Origin of the sequence: Citrobacter sp. JGM124, from assembly GCF_018257795.1 — a bacterium.
Lineage (GTDB): Bacteria > Pseudomonadota > Gammaproteobacteria > Enterobacterales > Enterobacteriaceae > JGM124.
Window position 1 is genome coordinate 299,115 of record NZ_JAERJD010000004.1, and the last position, 17,480, is coordinate 316,594.

15 protein-coding genes are annotated in these 17,480 nt (G+C 47.2%); 12 read left to right on the forward strand and 3 right to left on the reverse strand.

Annotated features, from left to right (window positions below):
• Positions 1–22 precede the first annotated feature (22 nt).
• The 8 genes from JK154_RS07785 to trpS all read left to right on the forward strand — a co-directional run bounded on the left by JK154_RS07785 (position 23) and on the right by trpS (position 7,819).
• Positions 23–1,261, forward strand: a complete 1,239-nt coding sequence (locus JK154_RS07785) for a secretin N-terminal domain-containing protein (protein WP_211991943.1) — start codon at positions 23–25, stop codon at positions 1,259–1,261.
• A gap of 311 nt (positions 1,262–1,572) precedes the next feature.
• Positions 1,573–2,094 (forward strand): shikimate kinase AroK, encoded by a 522-nt coding sequence (gene aroK / locus JK154_RS07790; protein WP_211991944.1) that lies wholly within the window; start codon positions 1,573–1,575, stop codon positions 2,092–2,094.
• Positions 2,095–2,150: 56 nt separating this feature from the next.
• Complete coding sequence (gene aroB, locus JK154_RS07795; RefSeq protein WP_211991945.1) at positions 2,151–3,239, forward strand: 3-dehydroquinate synthase; 1,089 nt, start codon at positions 2,151–2,153, stop codon at positions 3,237–3,239.
• 71 nt (positions 3,240–3,310) lie between these two features.
• Positions 3,311–4,498, forward strand: a complete 1,188-nt coding sequence (damX, locus tag JK154_RS07800; protein ID WP_211991946.1) for a cell division protein DamX — start codon at positions 3,311–3,313, stop codon at positions 4,496–4,498.
• A gap of 63 nt (positions 4,499–4,561) precedes the next feature.
• Complete coding sequence (gene dam / locus JK154_RS07805; protein ID WP_211991947.1) at positions 4,562–5,386, forward strand: adenine-specific DNA-methyltransferase; 825 nt, start codon at positions 4,562–4,564, stop codon at positions 5,384–5,386.
• Positions 5,387–5,432: 46 nt separating this feature from the next.
• A complete protein-coding gene (rpe, locus tag JK154_RS07810) occupies positions 5,433–6,110 on the forward strand; it encodes a ribulose-phosphate 3-epimerase (protein ID WP_211991948.1) in 678 nt (225 codons plus the stop codon).
• The gene (locus JK154_RS07815) at positions 6,103–6,822 is read left to right on the forward strand and encodes a phosphoglycolate phosphatase (RefSeq protein WP_211991949.1); all 720 of its coding nucleotides are present in this window, start codon (positions 6,103–6,105) and stop codon (positions 6,820–6,822) included. Before rpe ends, JK154_RS07815 begins: the two co-directional genes overlap by 8 nt.
• Complete coding sequence (gene trpS, locus JK154_RS07820; protein ID WP_211991950.1) at positions 6,815–7,819, forward strand: tryptophan--tRNA ligase; 1,005 nt, start codon at positions 6,815–6,817, stop codon at positions 7,817–7,819. The genes JK154_RS07815 and trpS overlap by 8 nt, the downstream gene beginning before the upstream one ends.
• 65 nt (positions 7,820–7,884) lie before the next feature.
• Here trpS and cysG read toward each other — a convergent pair whose 3' ends face one another.
• Both cysG and tsgA read right to left on the reverse strand, forming a co-directional pair.
• On the reverse strand, positions 7,885–9,258 hold the full coding sequence (gene cysG, locus JK154_RS07825) for a siroheme synthase CysG (protein ID WP_211991951.1): 1,374 nt from the start codon (positions 9,256–9,258) through the stop codon (positions 7,885–7,887).
• 786 nt (positions 9,259–10,044) lie between these two features.
• Complete coding sequence (gene tsgA / locus JK154_RS07830; RefSeq protein WP_211991952.1) at positions 10,045–11,226, reverse strand: MFS transporter TsgA; 1,182 nt, start codon at positions 11,224–11,226, stop codon at positions 10,045–10,047.
• A gap of 282 nt (positions 11,227–11,508) precedes the next feature.
• On the opposite strand from tsgA, the gene ppiA reads away from it, so the two are divergent.
• From ppiA to JK154_RS07850, 4 genes are all read left to right on the forward strand, one after another.
• Positions 11,509–12,081, forward strand: coding sequence for a peptidylprolyl isomerase A (gene ppiA / locus JK154_RS07835; RefSeq protein ID WP_211991953.1), 573 nt, complete (start codon positions 11,509–11,511; stop codon positions 12,079–12,081).
• 356 nt (positions 12,082–12,437) lie between these two features.
• Positions 12,438–13,202, forward strand: coding sequence for an N-acetylmuramoyl-L-alanine amidase (locus JK154_RS07840; protein ID WP_211991996.1), 765 nt, complete (start codon positions 12,438–12,440; stop codon positions 13,200–13,202).
• Between the two features lie 177 nt (positions 13,203–13,379).
• Positions 13,380–13,943 carry an aminodeoxychorismate synthase component 2 gene (gene pabA, locus JK154_RS07845; protein ID WP_211991954.1) on the forward strand — a complete coding sequence of 188 codons (564 nt, stop codon included), beginning with the start codon at positions 13,380–13,382 and terminating at the stop codon, positions 13,941–13,943.
• Positions 13,944–14,031: 88 nt separating this feature from the next.
• Positions 14,032–15,258, forward strand: a complete 1,227-nt coding sequence (locus JK154_RS07850) for an aspartate aminotransferase family protein (RefSeq protein WP_211991955.1) — start codon at positions 14,032–14,034, stop codon at positions 15,256–15,258.
• Here the strand turns inward: JK154_RS07850 and JK154_RS07855 are convergent.
• Positions 15,255–17,342, reverse strand: a complete 2,088-nt coding sequence (locus JK154_RS07855; RefSeq protein ID WP_211991956.1) for a YccS/YhfK family putative transporter — start codon at positions 17,340–17,342, stop codon at positions 15,255–15,257. The two genes, JK154_RS07850 and JK154_RS07855, sit on opposite strands and share 4 nt — an antisense overlap.
• Positions 17,343–17,480: the final 138 nt, after the last annotated feature.

Below are 17,480 nucleotides of genomic sequence, written 5' to 3' on the forward strand. Positions count from 1 at the left end.
ATGAAGGAAATCAGGGGGAATAATGACAAGGAAAGCACTCGCCGTATTATTGCTACTTTTGCCACTCGGTATCAGCGCGAATAATCGCGTGACGTTGGTTCTGGATGATGCCCCTGTCACACAAGTACTGCAGTCCATAGCAGAACAGCAGCAGCGTAATTTGGTTATTGCCCCCGGAGTTGAAGGTAAAGTGTCTTTGCACTTGGTTGATGTCCCCTGGGAGCAGGCTTTTGCCCTGGTGGTAAAGCTTGCCCATCTCTCTTCGTCACAAAGCGGCAATATATTGCAGGTGCAAGGGAAGGAAAGTGTATTACGCCAGCAAGCACAGCAGGACGCGTTGCGTAAACAGCAGGCAGAAGCCCGGCCATTAGTGCAGAAAGTTTATACGCCACGTCATGCTGATGTGACGGAACTGGCTGCCGCTCTCAAGCTTAATGGTGACAAACTACTGGGGCCTCGTGGGTCTATTACCGTCGATACCCGCGCTAATCGCCTGGTTGTGCGTGATAATAAGCAAGCGCAAAAGCAAATAGCGCAATGGGTGGGGGACATGGATATTCCCATGGGGCAAATAGAGCTGGCTGCACATATTGTGACCATTAACCAGGAAGCCTTACGCGAGCTTGGTGTTAAGTGGACGACGAAAAGTGATGGCAACAGCGATGTCTATCGGCCGTCAAATATGGTAAGTAATTTAAAAGCCAGTGTCGTCGCAGCAGGATTTAATATCGGTCGTATCGGCGGTCGAATGCTGGAGCTTGAACTTTCTGCACTGGAACAACAGCAGCAACTTGAGATCATTGCCAGCCCCCGTTTACTGGTTGCCCACCAACAACCTGCTAGTATTAAACAAGGTACAGAAATCCCTTATCAGGTTTCAGGCAGCTCCAGCACCGCAAGTTCTGTCGCTTTCAAAGAGGCTGTGCTGGGAATGGACGTCACGCCAATTATTAATGCTAATGGCAACATTCGCTTAAAACTGCGTATTACACAGAATATGCCGGGCAGAAGCATTCAACATGCTGATGGCGAAGCGCTGGCTATTGACAAGCAAGAGATAGAAACTCAGGTTGATGTGTTGGACGGCGAAACTCTGGCGCTGGGTGGAATTTTTCAGCAGCAACATCGAGAAGGTTATCGCAATGTCCCTTTTTTAAGTGATATCCCCCTGATAGGACGACTCTTTCATCAGGATGATAAAAAGAGTCAGCGCAGGGAGCTGGTGGTGTTTATTACGCCAAAATTAATCGCCCGGCCCTAGAAATTGCCCTTATATTTATAGGTTTTTATGTGAATAGGTGCTCATGTGTTTGACGTTAGAGAGGAATTAGCTTACAAGGTGTACCGTTTCAAGAAACCAGGTAATGATATTCTGGAGCTGATTGAAGCTGTTCGTTTCGCCATCTTAGGGAAATGAGTGATTTATTCAGTTGCCAAACAGCCTTGAGTGTTGAGATAATTTTTAGTCTGATTCTCAACTCACGCTTATGAGGTTTCAGTTCATGTCCCGCTGCACCTGGTGAATACCGGGCGGGTTTATCATCAACGAATAGTCTTAGTAATACCAAAAAAATGGCAGAGAAACGCAATATCTTTCTGGTTGGGCCTATGGGTGCCGGCAAAAGCACTATTGGGCGTCAGTTAGCCCAGCAGCTCAATATGGAATTTTTCGATTCAGATCAAGAGATCGAGAAACGTACCGGGGCTGATGTCGGCTGGGTATTCGACGTTGAAGGTGAAGAAGGTTTTCGCGATCGCGAAGAAAAAATCATCAACGAACTTACAGAAAAGCAAGGCATCGTGCTGGCGACAGGAGGGGGGTCTGTTAAGTCCCGTGAAACCCGTAACCGTCTGTCAGCAAGAGGCGTAGTGGTGTATCTTGAAACCACTATTGAAAAGCAACTTGCCAGAACTCAGCGCGATAAAAAACGTCCGCTGCTTCAAGTTGATACACCGCCTCGTGAAGTGCTTGTAGCATTGGCAGAGGAGCGCAATCCACTGTATGAAGAGATTGCCGATGTGACGATTCGCACCGACGATCAAAGTGCCAAAGTTGTTGCTAACCAGATTATTCATATGCTGGAAAGCAATTAGTTCTGGCTTGAGAATCCTATGCCTGAGGGCAATGTTATTAAGGTAGGCTCCGCACGATGGAGAGGTTGACAGTCACTCTTGGGGAACGTAGTTACCCTATAACGATTGCTGTCGGGTTATTTAATGACCCGGCTTCCTTTTGGCCGCTAAAAGCGGGCGACCAGTGTATGCTTGTCACGAATGAGACTCTGGCCCCGATGTACCTTGATAAGGTGCGTAGCCTTCTGGAACAGGCAGGCGTGAAGGTGGATACTGTTACCCTTCCTGATGGCGAGCAATTTAAGAGCCTTGCGGTTTTAGATACCGTATTTACCGCTTTACTGGAGAAACCGCACGGTCGCGACACCACTTTGCTTGCACTGGGTGGTGGTGTTATTGGCGATTTAACGGGCTTTGCCGCAGCATGTTACCAACGTGGCGTGCGGTTTATTCAGATTCCTACAACCCTACTTTCACAAGTAGACTCATCCGTAGGGGGGAAAACAGCTGTCAACCATCCCCTTGGGAAAAACATGATTGGTGCGTTCTATCAGCCCGCATCGGTGATTGTGGATATTGATTGCCTCTCCACACTTCCTGAACGTGAGTTTGCTTCTGGTCTGGCTGAAGTCATTAAATATGGCATTATTCTGGATGGTGAATTCTTCCTGTGGCTGGAAGATAATCTGGATGCCTTACTACAGCTGGACAGTGATGCGCTGACGTACTGTATTCGTCGCTGTTGTGAACTAAAAGCCGACGTTGTGGCGGCTGACGAGCGTGAAGGCGGTGTGCGTGCTTTGCTGAATCTGGGCCATACTTTTGGCCATGCTATTGAAACAGAAATGGGTTATGGCAACTGGTTACATGGTGAGGCTGTATCAGCAGGTATGGTCATGGCAGCCCGTACAGCCCAGCGTTTAGGTCAGTTCAGCGAAGCGGATGTTCAGCGTATTATTGTCCTGTTGCAGCGCGCAGGTTTGCCGGTCAATGGGCCAAAAGAAATGTCAGTTGACGCGTATATGCCCCATATGATGCGTGACAAAAAGGTTCTGGCAGGGGAATTACGTCTTATTCTGCCACTGGCGATCGGTGCCAGTGAAGTGCGTGGTGCTGTGCCACATGACGTTGTTCTGTCTGCTATTGCTGATTGTCAGCACGATTAATGGCTCACCTGTACGATGTTAAATTTTGGGCAATTTGCTAACCCAGCATAAGCCTGTTAGTGGGGTGTTAAATGGATAAGTTCAAACCAGAAGATGATCTGATCCCTGATCCAAGTGATCGTCAGTCTGGGCGTACTCGCAATATAGATACAGATAACGAACCGCAGCTCAATGTTGATGATATTGAGATTGATATGGACGATCGTCGTGTGTCTAAAGCGAGACGTGTGCGCGAAGATGATGAAAACTACGAACTGGATGAGGATATGGCGATGGAAACTCGCCCTCCACGCGGGCGTAGAAAAGCTGAACGAACCAACAAACCTATTTCGCGTCAGTACCTGATGATGGGAACCGGGATTATTGTTCTGCTGTTGCTCATCTTTGGTATTGGTTCCGCACTGAAAGGGCCATCCCCAGCCACCGATACCGCCGGGCAGTCGTCTGGCACTGAAAAAAGTATCGACTTATCTGCCACACATGAGAATAGCAATGCGCCAGCTGTGGCTTCTGCATCTCAGGATTTTTCTATTCCCCCTATTTCTTCGACGCCAACTCAGGGGCAGAGTATACCTCAGCCTGAAGGTCAACAACGTATTGAGTTACAAGGCGATCTGGGGAATTCCCTGATTCAGCAACAAACTCAAATTGAATCGGTCGTCACACGCTCTACGCTACCGACAGAACCTGCAACCGTTGCCTCTGTCGCGGGGAGCAAGACCACAGAACCTCGTCCTGAGCGTAAAACCGTGGTGATTGAACCTGTGCAAAAAGCACCGAATCGTACTCAGATTACGGCGAATACGCAGAGCAAACCCGCGCCAGTTAAACATAATGAACCTGCGCGTGTGGCTTCCACATCCGCTAAACCTGTCGTGGAAAAAACAGCACCTGTAGTACATGCACCCACGGCCAAAGCCCCGGTGACACAGCCTCCTGTTTCACATGCTCCGGCCAAATCGGCGACAGCGGCAGGCAGTAGTCAGGCGTTAAAAAGTGCTTCGGGTAGCAGTTACACACTGCAACTCAATGCATCGTCAAACTCGGCAAACCTGAATGCATGGGCGAAAAAAGAGAATTTACAGAATTTTATCGTCTATCAAACTTCACGTAACGGTAAGCCGTGGTATGTTATGGTCAGTGGTATTTATGCCAGCAAATCTGATGCAGAGCGTGCTATATCAAATTTACCTGCTGGTGTTCAGAGCAATAGGCCCTGGACTAAACCAATTCATCAGGTGCAGTCAGAAATTAAGTAATAATAAGCGCAGTCGCTGTCGGAACCTTTCCACAGCTGGATAAGGTGTAAATAGTAAGGCAGCATGAAAAAGAATCGCGCTTTTCTTAAATGGGCAGGGGGGAAATTTCCCCTGCTTGACGAAATAAAAAAGCACCTTCCTGAGGGTGACCGTCTGATCGAGCCCTTTGCTGGTGCGGGTTCAGTATTTCTCAATACGGACTATCAACATTACCTTCTTGCTGATATCAATAGCGATTTAATCGATCTCTACACCATTGTTAAATATCGTGCTGACGAGTATGTCCATGAAGCCCGGCTAATGTTTTGCCCGCAAAACAATGAAGAGCCAGCCTATTACGCCTTCCGCGCGGAATTTAACCAGTGTACAGATAAGCTACGCAGGGCGGTGCTGTTTCTATACCTGAACCGACATTGTTACAATGGCCTGTGTCGTTATAATTTACGGGGCGAATTTAACGTGCCGTTTGGTCGTTACAGGAAGCCTTATTTCCCGGAAGAAGAGTTATACGCTTTTGCTGAAAAAGCACAGAAGGCTGACTTTGTTTGTCAGTCTTATGATGTGAGTATGATGAATGTGGCTGCAGGGTCGGTGGTTTATTGTGATCCCCCTTATGCCCCCTTATCAACGACAGCAAATTTCACGGCGTATCACACAGCAAGTTTTAATGCTACCCAGCAGCAGCACTTGGCTGAACTGGCAGAAAATCTGCACCAACAGCAGATATCCGTATTAATTTCTAACCACGATACTGTGCTCACAAGACAGTGGTACCAGAACGCTACCGAATTTCACAAACTGCAAGTAAGACGCAATATCAGTAGAAACGGTAGTACTCGTAATAAAGTGGGCGAACTTCTGGCACTTTATCGCTCTAAAGATGCCTGAGCCGTTTCGCCCGCCACCGAAAGATGACTTGCTATTGGAGAAGCGGATGAAACAGTTTTTGATTGCCCCCTCAATCCTTTCTGCCGATTTCGCCCGTTTGGGTGAGGATACGGCTAAGGCACTGGCAGCGGGTGCGGATGTTGTTCATTATGATGTTATGGATAACCACTATGTACCGAACCTCACTATGGGGCCCATGGTCCTGAAGGCACTGCGTGATTACGGCATCACCGCCCCTATTGATGTTCATTTGATGGTTAAACCTGTAGACAGAATCATCCCGGACTTTGTTGCCGCTGGTGCCAGCATCATCACCTTTCATCCTGAGGCCTCTGAACATGTTGATCGCTCATTGCAACTGATTAAAGAGCATGGTTGTAAAGCGGGGCTGGTCATCAACCCGGCAACGTCACTGTCATGGCTTGATAATGTGATGGATAAACTGGATGTTATCTTGCTGATGTCTGTTAACCCGGGGTTCGGTGGTCAGTCGTTTATTCCCCATACTCTCGAAAAGCTTCGCCAGGCTCGTCGGCGTATTGATGAATCCGGGTATGACATTCGTCTTGAAGTCGATGGCGGCGTGAAAGTGGAAAATATTCGTGCAATTGCAGAAGCCGGAGCAGACATGTTTGTTGCCGGTTCTGCTATTTTCGGCAAACCGGATTACAAAACAGTGATTGATGATATGCGTACAGAATTATCGAAGGTCACCCATGGATAAATTTACCTCTGTTCGTGGTATCGCTTTTGATTTAGACGGTACTTTGATTGACTCCTCACTGGGGCTGAGTCAGGCCGTGGACATGACACTCTATGCAATGGAGCTACCTGGTGCCGGGGAAGAACGCGTCATAACCTGGATTGGTAACGGCGCAGATATCCTTATTCAACGGGCACTGGAGTGGGGGCTCAAAGAGAAAAATCTGCCACAAAATTCTGAGCAGCTGGGCGTGGCCCGTAAGTTGTTTGACCGTTTTTATGCAGAAACCGTGACAGAAGGCAGTTTCTTATTCCCTGAGGTACTCACCACCCTGGAGATACTTAAGGAAAAAGGATTTTCACTCGGTATTGTCACCAATAAACCTACCCCTTTCGTCATGCCGTTACTCGAAAGTTTTGGTATTGCTCAATATTTCCAGGTCATCATTGGTGGTGATGATGTTAAACAGAAAAAGCCCCATCCAGAAGCACTGTTTAATAGCATGAAAGCCATGCAACTGAGTGCCAGCGAGATGATGTTTGTCGGTGATTCTCGTAATGATATTCAGGCAGCACAAGCGGCGGGTTGCCCAAGTGTTGGGCTGACTTATGGTTATAACTATGGTGAAGCAATTACATTGAGCAACCCCGATGTTGTTTGTGAGCGCTTCAGCGATTTATTGCCCTTACTGGGGCTAACACATCAAGCAAATCAGGAATCCGAACATGAGTAAACCCATCGTTTTTAGTGGTGCACAGCCTTCTGGTGAGTTAACCATTGGTAATTATATGGGTGCACTGCGTCAGTGGGTAAACCTGCAAGATGATTATCACTGCATTTACTGCATTGTTGATCAGCATGCCATCACCGTACGTCAGGATCCGGTAGCGCTGCGTAAAGCGACACTCGATACGCTGGCTCTGTATCTGGCGTGTGGTATTGATCCGCAGAAAAGTACTATTTTTGTCCAGTCCCATGTGCCTGAGCATGCCCAGCTGGGGTGGGCGCTCAACTGCTACACCTATTTTGGTGAGTTGAGCCGTATGACACAATTTAAAGACAAGTCATCACGCTATGCTGAAAATATTAATGCCGGGCTATTTGACTACCCAGTACTGATGGCGGCAGATATTTTACTCTATCAGACCAACCAGGTTCCGGTGGGTGAAGATCAAAAACAGCATCTTGAATTGAGCCGCGATATTGCCAGTCGTTTTAACGCCATCTACGGTGATATTTTCAAAATTCCAGAGCCTTTTATTCCTAAATCCGGTGCGCGTGTTATGTCGCTGCTTGAGCCGACCAGGAAAATGTCCAAATCAGACGATAATCGTAATAATGTTATCGGCCTGCTGGAAGACCCAAAAATGGTGGTGAAAAAAATTAAGCGTGCGGTGACCGATTCTGAAGAGCCACCTGTCGTGCGTTATGATGTGACCAATAAAGCCGGTGTTTCTAACTTGCTGGATATTCTGTCCGGGGTGACGGGCAAGTCTATTGCTCAGTTGGAAGAAGAATTTGAAGGTAAAATGTACGGCCATTTAAAAAGTGAAGTGGCAGAAGCAGTATCTGGTATGTTGACTGAACTTCAGGAACGCTACCATCGTTATCGTAATGATGAAGCATTTTTACAGCACGTGATGAAAGAAGGGGCTGAAAAAGCCAGCCTACGCGCGAGTGAAACACTGAAGAAGGTCTATGAAGCAATTGGCTTTGTTGCCAAGCCTTGATAACTGGTCATGACAACAACGCCAGTTGCTTCCGGAAACGGCAACTGGCGTTATTTATCATTTCATTAATGATTAGAGAACCAGTTTAGTTTGTTACGCAAACCAACGACGGCCCCGACAATAATTAATGCCGGGCTTTCGACCTGTTTAGCCAGTTCTCCGAGTTGATCCAGTGTGCCATCAACGACCCTCTGGCTGACCATCGTGCCATTTTCCACCAGGGCAACTGGGATGGTTCCTTGCATACCATGAGCAATAAGCTGCTGTTGAATAAAAATTGCCTGGCCTAATCCCATATAGAATACCAGCGTCTGTTTTTCAGCAGCCAGATTGGCCCAGTCAAGCTCATCGCCATTTTTCAAATGCCCGGTAACCAGCCTAATACTTTGCGCATAATCCCGATGTGTCAGCGGTATCCCGGAGTATGCTGAACAGCCTGAAGCAGCGGTAATGCCAGGAACCACCGAGAAGGGAATATTAGCATGGCAGAGAGTTTCTAACTCTTCACCGCCACGGCCGAAGATAAAGGGATCACCACCTTTCAGTCTGACCACTCGCTTACCTTTTCTGGCTTCATGAAGCAGGATCTGGTTGATCTCTGACTGAGGGACACAATGGTAACCGGCACGTTTACCGACGAAGACACGGTCCGCATCACGACGAACAAGATTCATGATATCGTCTGAAACCAGGCGATCGTACACCACTACATCAGCTTGCTGGATCTGTTGCAGGCCTTTCAGCGTTAACAGGCCCGCATCCCCAGGCCCGGCACCGACCAGAACCACTTCTCCGCGATTATCGAGAGGCGCAGAAAAGAGTGATGTCGTTTCTTTATCAACCGCCTGCTTGTCTTCATTTGCTAAATATTGTGCCAGTCTGTCATTGGTGAAGAACTTTTCCCAGAACATACGGCGCTCTGCCATGGTTGAGAATTTTTCTTTCACTCGTGCACGTAATGTACCAGCATAAGCAGCAATTTTTCCCAGATGCAAGGGGAGCAGAGACTCAAGTTTTTCTCGCAGTAATCGGGCGAGAACAGGGGAGGTTCCACCGGAGGATATCGCGACCATCAGTGGGGATCTGTCGATGATGGAAGGCATGATAAAACTCGCCTGCTTTGGTGCATCAACCACATTGCAGAAGATTCGTCGTTCATCGGCAGCATCACTAACGCTTTGATTGACTGCATCATCATCAGTTGCCGCAATCGCCAGCCAGCAGTTATCCAGTAACGCAGGCAAGAAATCGCCTTCTGCCAGGACCAGCATATCTTGCTCTGCCCAGAGAATAAACTGGGGTGAGAACTGCCTGGCATTTACAGTAAGGCGTGCCCCTGCATCGAGTAACAAACGCGCTTTACGCTCGGCAACAGCACCACCACCTACCAACAGGCAAGCGCGACCACGTAACTGACAAAATATTGGAAGGTGCTCCACAGTGAATCCTCAATAAATACCTATAGTGCCGATTTTTTTGCGTAGCATACCAATAACCCGAACATATGAATACTACGGTTAAATGGGACCACTTAATGGGCATCTTACTTTGCATGACGGGTGTACCAGTGAGGAATACTTTGGTCTGTGCGTACAGAACCATGATATGTGGAGAAGGTAAAATTCTTTATGATTTAATCACCCTGGTTAACTGGGTTTATTAATCAAGGGAAAGTCATTCATGATTAGCGCTGCCCTGGATATAAAATATATCTCTTGATTATCAATAGGTAATAAAATCAGGTGATCTTTGGTGATAACGGCTGAATAATCATTATGCGGCAGGTCAGGGAGAGCATCATTATTTATAATTAGTGGGTTACAACAGAAAACGACGTCCCGTCAGGTTAATCACTGCCCAGCCAATTATTCTTTTCCTGTATATAGTATTCGTAATCGTTCTTATCCGTTTATTCCTCTCAGGCCTGTGTTTTACATTTCATCAGTACGTCATTTGTCACCGATGGCGCGTATTCTTTAGCGTAAAAGAAGGGGCTGGAGGAATACTTCAAAAAATATAGTGATAAGCAGGTGATCAGAAAACCGCCGGGGCGTTTTCTGTATGGTTACATATCATTGAGCCCATAACACGGTGTAAAGATACAAACTGCAAAGAAAGGAAGGGTTGTGAGGCGCTGGCGCTCTAATAGTCCGCGGGAGCCAGTCACCTTTTGACGGCCATGCCCCCCTTATTCCTGGGGAATCAGGGGGGCTCAGTGATGGCAGTTACTTATTGCCTTCAGGTTGATTCTGATGATGTTTGCTGACGAAAGCGAGCAGTACACACATGACGAAGACGACGGCATACAGAGCATTCGAGGTCAGCAGAGCAGCATGTGGGCCGCTGTGAGCAACGATAGGGCCGGTCACTACGAAGGTTAACATGGTTCCCACAGTGCCACAGGTCAGGATGAAATTGACCAGTTTAGGGGATGCGATTTTAGTTTGCAGTGAACCCAGCGTGATGATGGTGGTGTAGATAGCACTTGAGAAGAAGCCCAGGGCCAGAATAAACCATGACAGGTATTCAGGCTCACCGGTATTGAACAGGTACATCAGTACGGCTGCAGCACCAGCGAGTACGGTCAGAATACGCTGCAAATCGAAGAAGCGCAGGATAAAGCTAAATACCCACATACCAATCATGTAAGAGAGCCAGAAATTACTCACCAACTGACCAGCTTCATTGATATCCATTCCCAGGGTTTTAGCATATTCCGGTACCCATGAGATAAAGCCGAGCTGACCCAGGATATAGCACAGAGCAGCAATCGCCAGGAACAGGACGCCGATTCCCCATTTTTCTTTAGAAACCGGTTGATTATCCGTCTGTGCGTGTTTGCCCAACGCAGGGAAAGTACAACCCAGTGTAAGCAAGAAAATCGCAACGTAAATCAGGCCAATGCAGACGTAGACCCAGTACCAGTTGATACTCCTGGCCAGCAGTATCGCGGCAACCATTGGGAAAATCATTCCAGCCATACTGAAGAAGGAATCGGTAAAGAGTAAACGAGAACCACGCTGGCGGCCTTCATACATTTGAGTGATCAGGAAGGTACCAATAGACATGGTAATCCCGCTGACCAGCCCAAGGACGAACATGGCAGCTGAGAACACGGTCAGGCTATGGCCAAAGATCAGGCCTGCTATCGCCAGGATCATCAGTAAAAAGCCGAAACGCAGCTGAGTTTTTAATGGAATGATTTCCATCAGCCAGGCATTCAGAAATATTGCGAGCAAAATCCCCGTATTCAGAAAGGTAAAAGTGTTACTCATACTGGAGACGGGTTGATTGAAATATTCAGCAATATCACCCATGACCATACCGGTGACAATGACTAATGCCCCCGTCAGAGCGTAGGAGAAGAAACTTATCCAGAGTAAACGATTTCGGCTAATACTATTCATGATTGATGTCCAAAGAATAGAAGTGTAAAACGCATTGACAGCGTATAATTTCATACAGTCTAGTCACTAATGTGATCTATTTAAATAAAATGTATGGCTTTTACTGAAAAAAGCTATTTGATTCATAACCTCCATCACATTTTGGGTTTTTAGGGCGTTGGCGATTTCAGTAATTGGTTGATTTGTGTGAAAGTAAATAACCGTAAATGGCTGGCACCGATCGCTCCTCGTCTTTACAATCAAGCAACTGGCACCACTCACCGTCTTAGTAAGGAACTGTTCATGCTCAAATCCACATTGGCGGCTGTTGCAGCTGTATTTGCACTTTCCACACTTTCGCCCGCCGCGCTTGCTGCGAAAGGTGATCCGCACGTATTGTTGGCCACCTCAGAGGGGAATATTGAGCTGGAACTAAACAGCCAAAAAGCGCCAATATCCGTCAAAAATTTTGTTGATTACGTCAACAGTGGTTTTTATAACAACACGTCATTTCACCGCGTGATTCCTGGATTTATGATTCAGGGTGGTGGGTTTACTCAGGATATGAACCAGAAACAGCCTAACCCACCGATTAAAAATGAAGCCGATAACGGACTGCGCAATACGCGTGGCACTATTTCTATGGCCCGTACCGCTGACAAAGATAGCGCAACCAGCCAGTTCTTTATCAACGTTGCTGACAATGCTTTCCTTGATCATGGCCAGAGAGATTTCGGCTATGCAGTTTTTGGTAAGGTGATTAAAGGAATGGATGTTGCCGAAAAAATTTCCCAGGTTCCGACGCATGATGTAGGTCCTTATCAGAATGTTCCGTCAAAACCTGTCATTATTATTTCCGCAAAACTCCTGCCTTAATTCCCGTCAGATTGCGCAGAAATGATATCTGCGTAGTCTGCTTATTCATATCGTAGCAATTCTATTTTATTTATATTAATCAATCGATTGTTGTTTTAATTATGGTGGAGGTTTCCAGCGTAAATTGATAGTTATCGCATCGCTATAGGGCTATACCATGGACTCGGAACATCATGAGGTAACAGTCCATGCCATTAGAAAGAGTCGAAGGAAGCACGATCCCTGTAGTGAATGAAGTAACGACAAGTACTCGCCTTACCCCCCAGCAAGAAGGTGCAATAAAACAGAGTGTGATGCTGTGTGAACTCCATAAAGTTCGTCAGGCAGACAGCCGTACTGAACGGGCAGTCAACACACTGATTCCTATGGATTACAACACGTACCGGGCAGTAAAGACCTTCAGTTCAAGGGTGCGTTTTATTGTTATGCACTACACCGCTGCTAATTTCAAAACATCAGTAGAGTCATTAACCCGGGGTCAGGTCAGCGCACACTATCTGGTTCCTGATCCTGAAGACCCGTCATACAAGGCATTGGGTCATAGTGAGCTTAAAATTTTCAACCTTGTTGATGAAAAAGAGCGAGCCTGGCATGCCGGTGTCAGTTCCTGGCGCGGGCGCAACAATCTTAATGATACTTCTATCGGAATAGAAATCGTAAATCAGGCTCGTGATGACGGGCACGGAAATTTCACATTTCCTCCTTTCAGCCCTGAGCAAATATCTGCTGTGAAGGCGTTGAGCACGAATATTATTCAGCGTTACCCCGATATCACACCGATTAACATTATTGGGCATTCAGATATTGCCCCGGGGCGTAAAAGTGATCCTGGCCCCGCTTTCCCCTGGCAGCAACTTCATGATGATGGGATCGGTGCGTGGTATGACGAAAAGGTGAAAGCCAAGTATACCTCTCTCTTTCTTGAGCGAATGCCAGCAACCGATGATGTCATCAGTAAATTAAAACACTATGGTTATGATGTGTCAGGTGCCGGTACGGATGAAGGTTTTAAGTCAGTGGTCCGTGCTTTCCAGCTCCATTTCAGACCGAATGACTACAGCGGTAACGTTGATGTCGAAACCGCGGCAATCATATATGCCTTAGCTGACAAATACGCATAGCACGTTGATAACGGTCCCCCTCATTTAAACTGGCTGGTCGCTATCATATGGTGGTTTTAAAACGGGATTCACCTGGTGAAGATACTGATTATGAAATAATCTCCCTGGCAATAGCATTTTTATTCAGCATCAAAAAACGACTAGAATAGCGCGGATCTTTTCGGTATTGGGACTGACATGCTGCTGCTTATTGATAACTATGATTCTTTTACCTGGAACCTTTACCAGTATTTTTGTGAATTAGGGGCTGATGTTGTTGTTAAACGTAACGACGAAATCACCCTTGAGGATATTGCTCTACTCGCCCCCCAACGGCTGGTCATTTCTCCAGGGCCCTGTACGCCAAATGAAGCTGGTATTTCTCTGGCAGCGATACAGGCATTCGCAGGTGAGATCCCTTTATTAGGGGTCTGCTTAGGACATCAGGCGATAGCTCAAGTCTTCGGCGCAACGATTGTAAAAGCGAATCAGGTTATGCATGGCAAAACCTCTGACATTACGCATAACGGAACGGGGGTTTTCCGTGGTCTGAAGAATCCGCTAACCGTGACGCGTTACCACTCCTTACTGATTGAACCATCGACATTATCCGATGAGTTTGAAGTGACAGCATGGACGGATAAGCATGAGATCATGGGCATTCGCCACCGTTCATTACCTGTTGAAGGGGTACAGTTCCACCCAGAAAGTATTCTGAGTGAACAAGGACATGTTTTATTGGCTAACTTCCTTGCAGAATAAATTCCCGCTTGCCTTAGTTTGATTTTTTATTCATATTTAATGACTATTATTTCAGTTTATATCAGTGCGTCAATGGGTGGGGAATGAAATGGCAGCGGAAAAATCAGCAGTAACTCGATCGACTTTCGATGAAGTCATCTTGCCAATCTATGCACCGGCAGAATTTATTCCGGTAAAGGGGAAGGGTAGCCGAGTCTGGGATCAGCAGGGAAAAGAGTATGTTGATTTTGCTGGCGGGATCGCGGTCACTGCATTAGGGCATTGTCATCCTGCTCTGGTTGATGCTTTAAAAACACAGAGTGAAATGCTGTGGCATACCAGTAATGTCTTCACCAATGAACCTGCATTAAAACTGGCCAAAAAACTCACTGCAGCCACTTTTGCAGAAAGGGTGGTTTTCCTTAATTCGGGCACTGAAGCCAATGAGACAGCCTTCAAACTAGCCCGTTACTACGCATCTACGCGGCATAGCCCATTTAAGAGCAAGATTATCGCATTCTATAATGCATTTCATGGGCGTTCGTTGTTTACCGTTTCCGTGGGGGGACAGGCCAAGTACTCAGATGGATTTGGGCCGAAACCCGCGGATATCATCCATGTGCCTTTTAACGATTTGGCCGCCGTCAAAGCCGTAATGGATGACCATACTTGCGCGGTAGTAGTCGAACCGATTCAGGGAGAAGGTGGTGTTACGGCAGCAACGCCTGAATTTTTGCAAGGGTTGCGTACACTGTGTGATGAATATGATGCCTTGCTGGTCTTTGATGAAGTTCAGTCTGGTATGGGGCGTACGGGTCAATTGTTCGCTTATATGAATTACGGTGTGACCCCGGATATTCTGACCAGTGCTAAGGCTCTCGGTGGTGGTTTCCCTGTTAGTGTGATGCTGACCACACATGAAATTGCCTCTGCGTTTCATGTCGGCAGCCATGGTTCAACCTATGGGGGTAACCCATTGGCCTGTGCGGTTGCGGGCGCAGCCTTTGATATCATCAATACGCCGGAATTGCTACACGGGGTAATGGCACGACATCAGCAATTTATTGATAACTTACAGAAAATAGATGATAAGTATGCTATTTTCGACGATATTCGCGGCATGGGGTTGCTGATCGGTGCTGAGTTAAAACCGGCATTTAAAGGACGAGCCCGCGATTTTTTATATGCGGCAGCCAATGCTGGGGTCATGATACTTAATGCCGGGCCCGATGTGCTACGCTTCGCCCCCGCTCTTAATATTGAAACGGCAGATATTCAGGCAGGGATGGAACGTTTTGAACATGCGGTTGCGGAGCTTGTTGCTCACAATCATTAATGCGGGCTCTGTAAATGGCGGCTTATCCATCCGTGAGGCCGCTGTTTCCAGGCAACTGAAGAAATAGAGTGCATCGTGCTCAGATGGCCAAGAATGCGCTGTAGATGTTGCTCCATCACAGTATGTGGCGCCTCTGGATCCTCACAAGTCTCCAGAATGTTTTGTTCGCCGGGCGTTTCGTTCTCCGCTTCACCATCATAGTCCAGACGCTGCTGACAACGTTGCAATGCACTGCCGCACAGTTGTTGGTAGTACTGCTTTTTCTCGGGTGACAGTGCGTCTTTTTCACCCACCAGGCCCGTCATTGCATTGATATGCTCCACAATGAACTGGCTATGGGTTACCCAGAGTCTCATATCAGCAAGATAATGGTTATTGAAGCCGGGTTCTTGCATTGCCTGGGTAAATGTATTGAACAGGGCATTATGGGCCTGATTAACACGCATACGCTGGTATGAGAGCTGGCTAAGTTGTGGATCTGGCTCCAGCATCAGTTGAATCGCATCCTGGTAGGCACTCAGAGCATCATGTGCATTTTGACGCAGTAAGCCACTTTGCCACTGGGGCCAGAGCCAAATCATTCCACCGAAAGCGATAAAACAGCCGAGTAGGGTATCAATCAGACGCGGAATGATAAATTGCTCCCCATTAAGGGCGACCAGCTGGAGGGTGTAAACGGTCGTGACAGTGAAGCCAATCGTGGCCCAGCCATAGCTTCGGCGGATATAGAGATAACTCACCAGAGTAATAGCCAGCATGGCGAGTAGGGTATAACTGTCAGGGATATGAAAGTGCAATGTGACTCCAGCAACGCACAAGCCTGCGATCGTCCCTGCAGCGCGGTGTACAATACGCACCCGAGTTGCCCCGTAACCGTTTTGAGTGACAAACATCACCGTCATTAAAATCCAGTACGACTTAGGCAGATGCAAATATGAGCCTAATAAACTGGCAATGGCGAGCATGACCCCCAGTCTGGCAGCATTGCGTAACGAGGCCGACTTCAAGGAGCAATAATTTTTGAGTATCTGGAAAACCGTCGGCGGGCGCAGGGGTTCGCCTATTAAGCCACGGGTATACAAGGGTTTTTGCGTAGACAACGCTTGAGCAATACGGCTGAGATGGGAATAGCAAAAATACGCCGCTGAGTTATTCGGATGCTGGCGGGCGATTTTTTCCAGTGCGGATATCTGCATATCCATATTAAATTGATCAATCGGATGGTGATAAAGAATATCATCGGCCAGGGTACGCAGCCTGTTGGCAATCGTGCATGCATTCCAGCGAATGACGGCTTCAGCATTACTCTGGTTGATTAGCTTCTGCACTTCTTCGGGCTTGTACAAACTGACTGAGATATGTTCTTGTAAATCAATGGCTATCTGGAACATTTTTACCAACGGATTATCATCCTGGTGTTTACTTCCGGATAACATGTATAGCTGCTGATAACACAGAGTTATTGCATCAACAGTTTTTTGCTGGCGGATCAGTAGTGGCGGTAATGTGACTTCAGGATCCATGTGTTTATTCAGCGAGCTGTACTTCGCCTCACAGTAATCAGCCAGCAGCAGATAGAGCTGGCTTAATGACTCTCGCAGGGGTTGTTCACGCCATATACGAAACCAGAACCAATTGAAGACGCCGTACCAAATGGTCCCTGTGACGTAAAGGGCGATTGTCTTTCCGATAGAGATATTACCGACCAGCGCAAGGGTAAAGATGGCCACCACTAATGAGCCAGGAAACAGACGGGCATTCAGCGCCCCCGCTTCGGCACAGATCCCCAATGACAGAGCTATAAAGAATAAGATAACGGGCAATGGTACAGCGGTATAAAACAGCAGTAGTTGCATCACCAGGCTGCAGAGAGCAAACAAGCTGGCACCAATGACTAATCTTCTGAAGAAACGTCTGTGCGGGGTATCCAGGCCGGCGAGGTTACAGCAGACAGGAACCAATGCGAACAACAGGCTGTAGCGAAGCGTATCCGTCAGCAAACCGATAATCACGGGAATGCAAAGTAGTAATGTTTGTCGTAGAGCGTAATTTACTTCTGAGTGATAAATCAGTCGACGCCACATAGACCGTTATCTTCAGTTGGTGGGAAGGATGTTTTACTTATGCTACTGCGATTGTACATTGATCTTTAAATACAGCGTATTGGCATAATGGCAGGTGTACGATGCCCGAAAGACAAAAAGGGGGATACCACCGTAGTG

What these genes read in the sequence shown, in the direction of transcription:
- JK154_RS07850 (WP_211991955.1), top strand. Translation starts at nt 14,032, where the DNA reads ATGGCAGCGGAAAAATCAGCAGTAACTCGATCGACTTTCGATGAAGTC.
- aroK (WP_211991944.1), top strand. Translation starts at nt 1,573, where the DNA reads ATGGCAGAGAAACGCAATATCTTTCTGGTTGGGCCTATGGGTGCCGGC.
- tsgA (WP_211991952.1), bottom strand. Translation starts at nt 11,226, where the DNA reads ATGAATAGTATTAGCCGAAATCGTTTACTCTGGATAAGTTTCTTCTCC.
- rpe (WP_211991948.1), top strand. Translation starts at nt 5,433, where the DNA reads ATGAAACAGTTTTTGATTGCCCCCTCAATCCTTTCTGCCGATTTCGCC.
- damX (WP_211991946.1), top strand. Translation starts at nt 3,311, where the DNA reads ATGGATAAGTTCAAACCAGAAGATGATCTGATCCCTGATCCAAGTGAT.
- dam (WP_211991947.1), top strand. Translation starts at nt 4,562, where the DNA reads ATGAAAAAGAATCGCGCTTTTCTTAAATGGGCAGGGGGGAAATTTCCC.
- aroB (WP_211991945.1), top strand. Translation starts at nt 2,151, where the DNA reads ATGGAGAGGTTGACAGTCACTCTTGGGGAACGTAGTTACCCTATAACG.
- JK154_RS07815 (WP_211991949.1), top strand. Translation starts at nt 6,103, where the DNA reads ATGGATAAATTTACCTCTGTTCGTGGTATCGCTTTTGATTTAGACGGT.
- JK154_RS07855 (WP_211991956.1), bottom strand. Translation starts at nt 17,342, where the DNA reads ATGTGGCGTCGACTGATTTATCACTCAGAAGTAAATTACGCTCTACGA.
- trpS (WP_211991950.1), top strand. Translation starts at nt 6,815, where the DNA reads ATGAGTAAACCCATCGTTTTTAGTGGTGCACAGCCTTCTGGTGAGTTA.
- pabA (WP_211991954.1), top strand. Translation starts at nt 13,380, where the DNA reads ATGCTGCTGCTTATTGATAACTATGATTCTTTTACCTGGAACCTTTAC.
- JK154_RS07785 (WP_211991943.1), top strand. Translation starts at nt 23, where the DNA reads ATGACAAGGAAAGCACTCGCCGTATTATTGCTACTTTTGCCACTCGGT.
- ppiA (WP_211991953.1), top strand. Translation starts at nt 11,509, where the DNA reads ATGCTCAAATCCACATTGGCGGCTGTTGCAGCTGTATTTGCACTTTCC.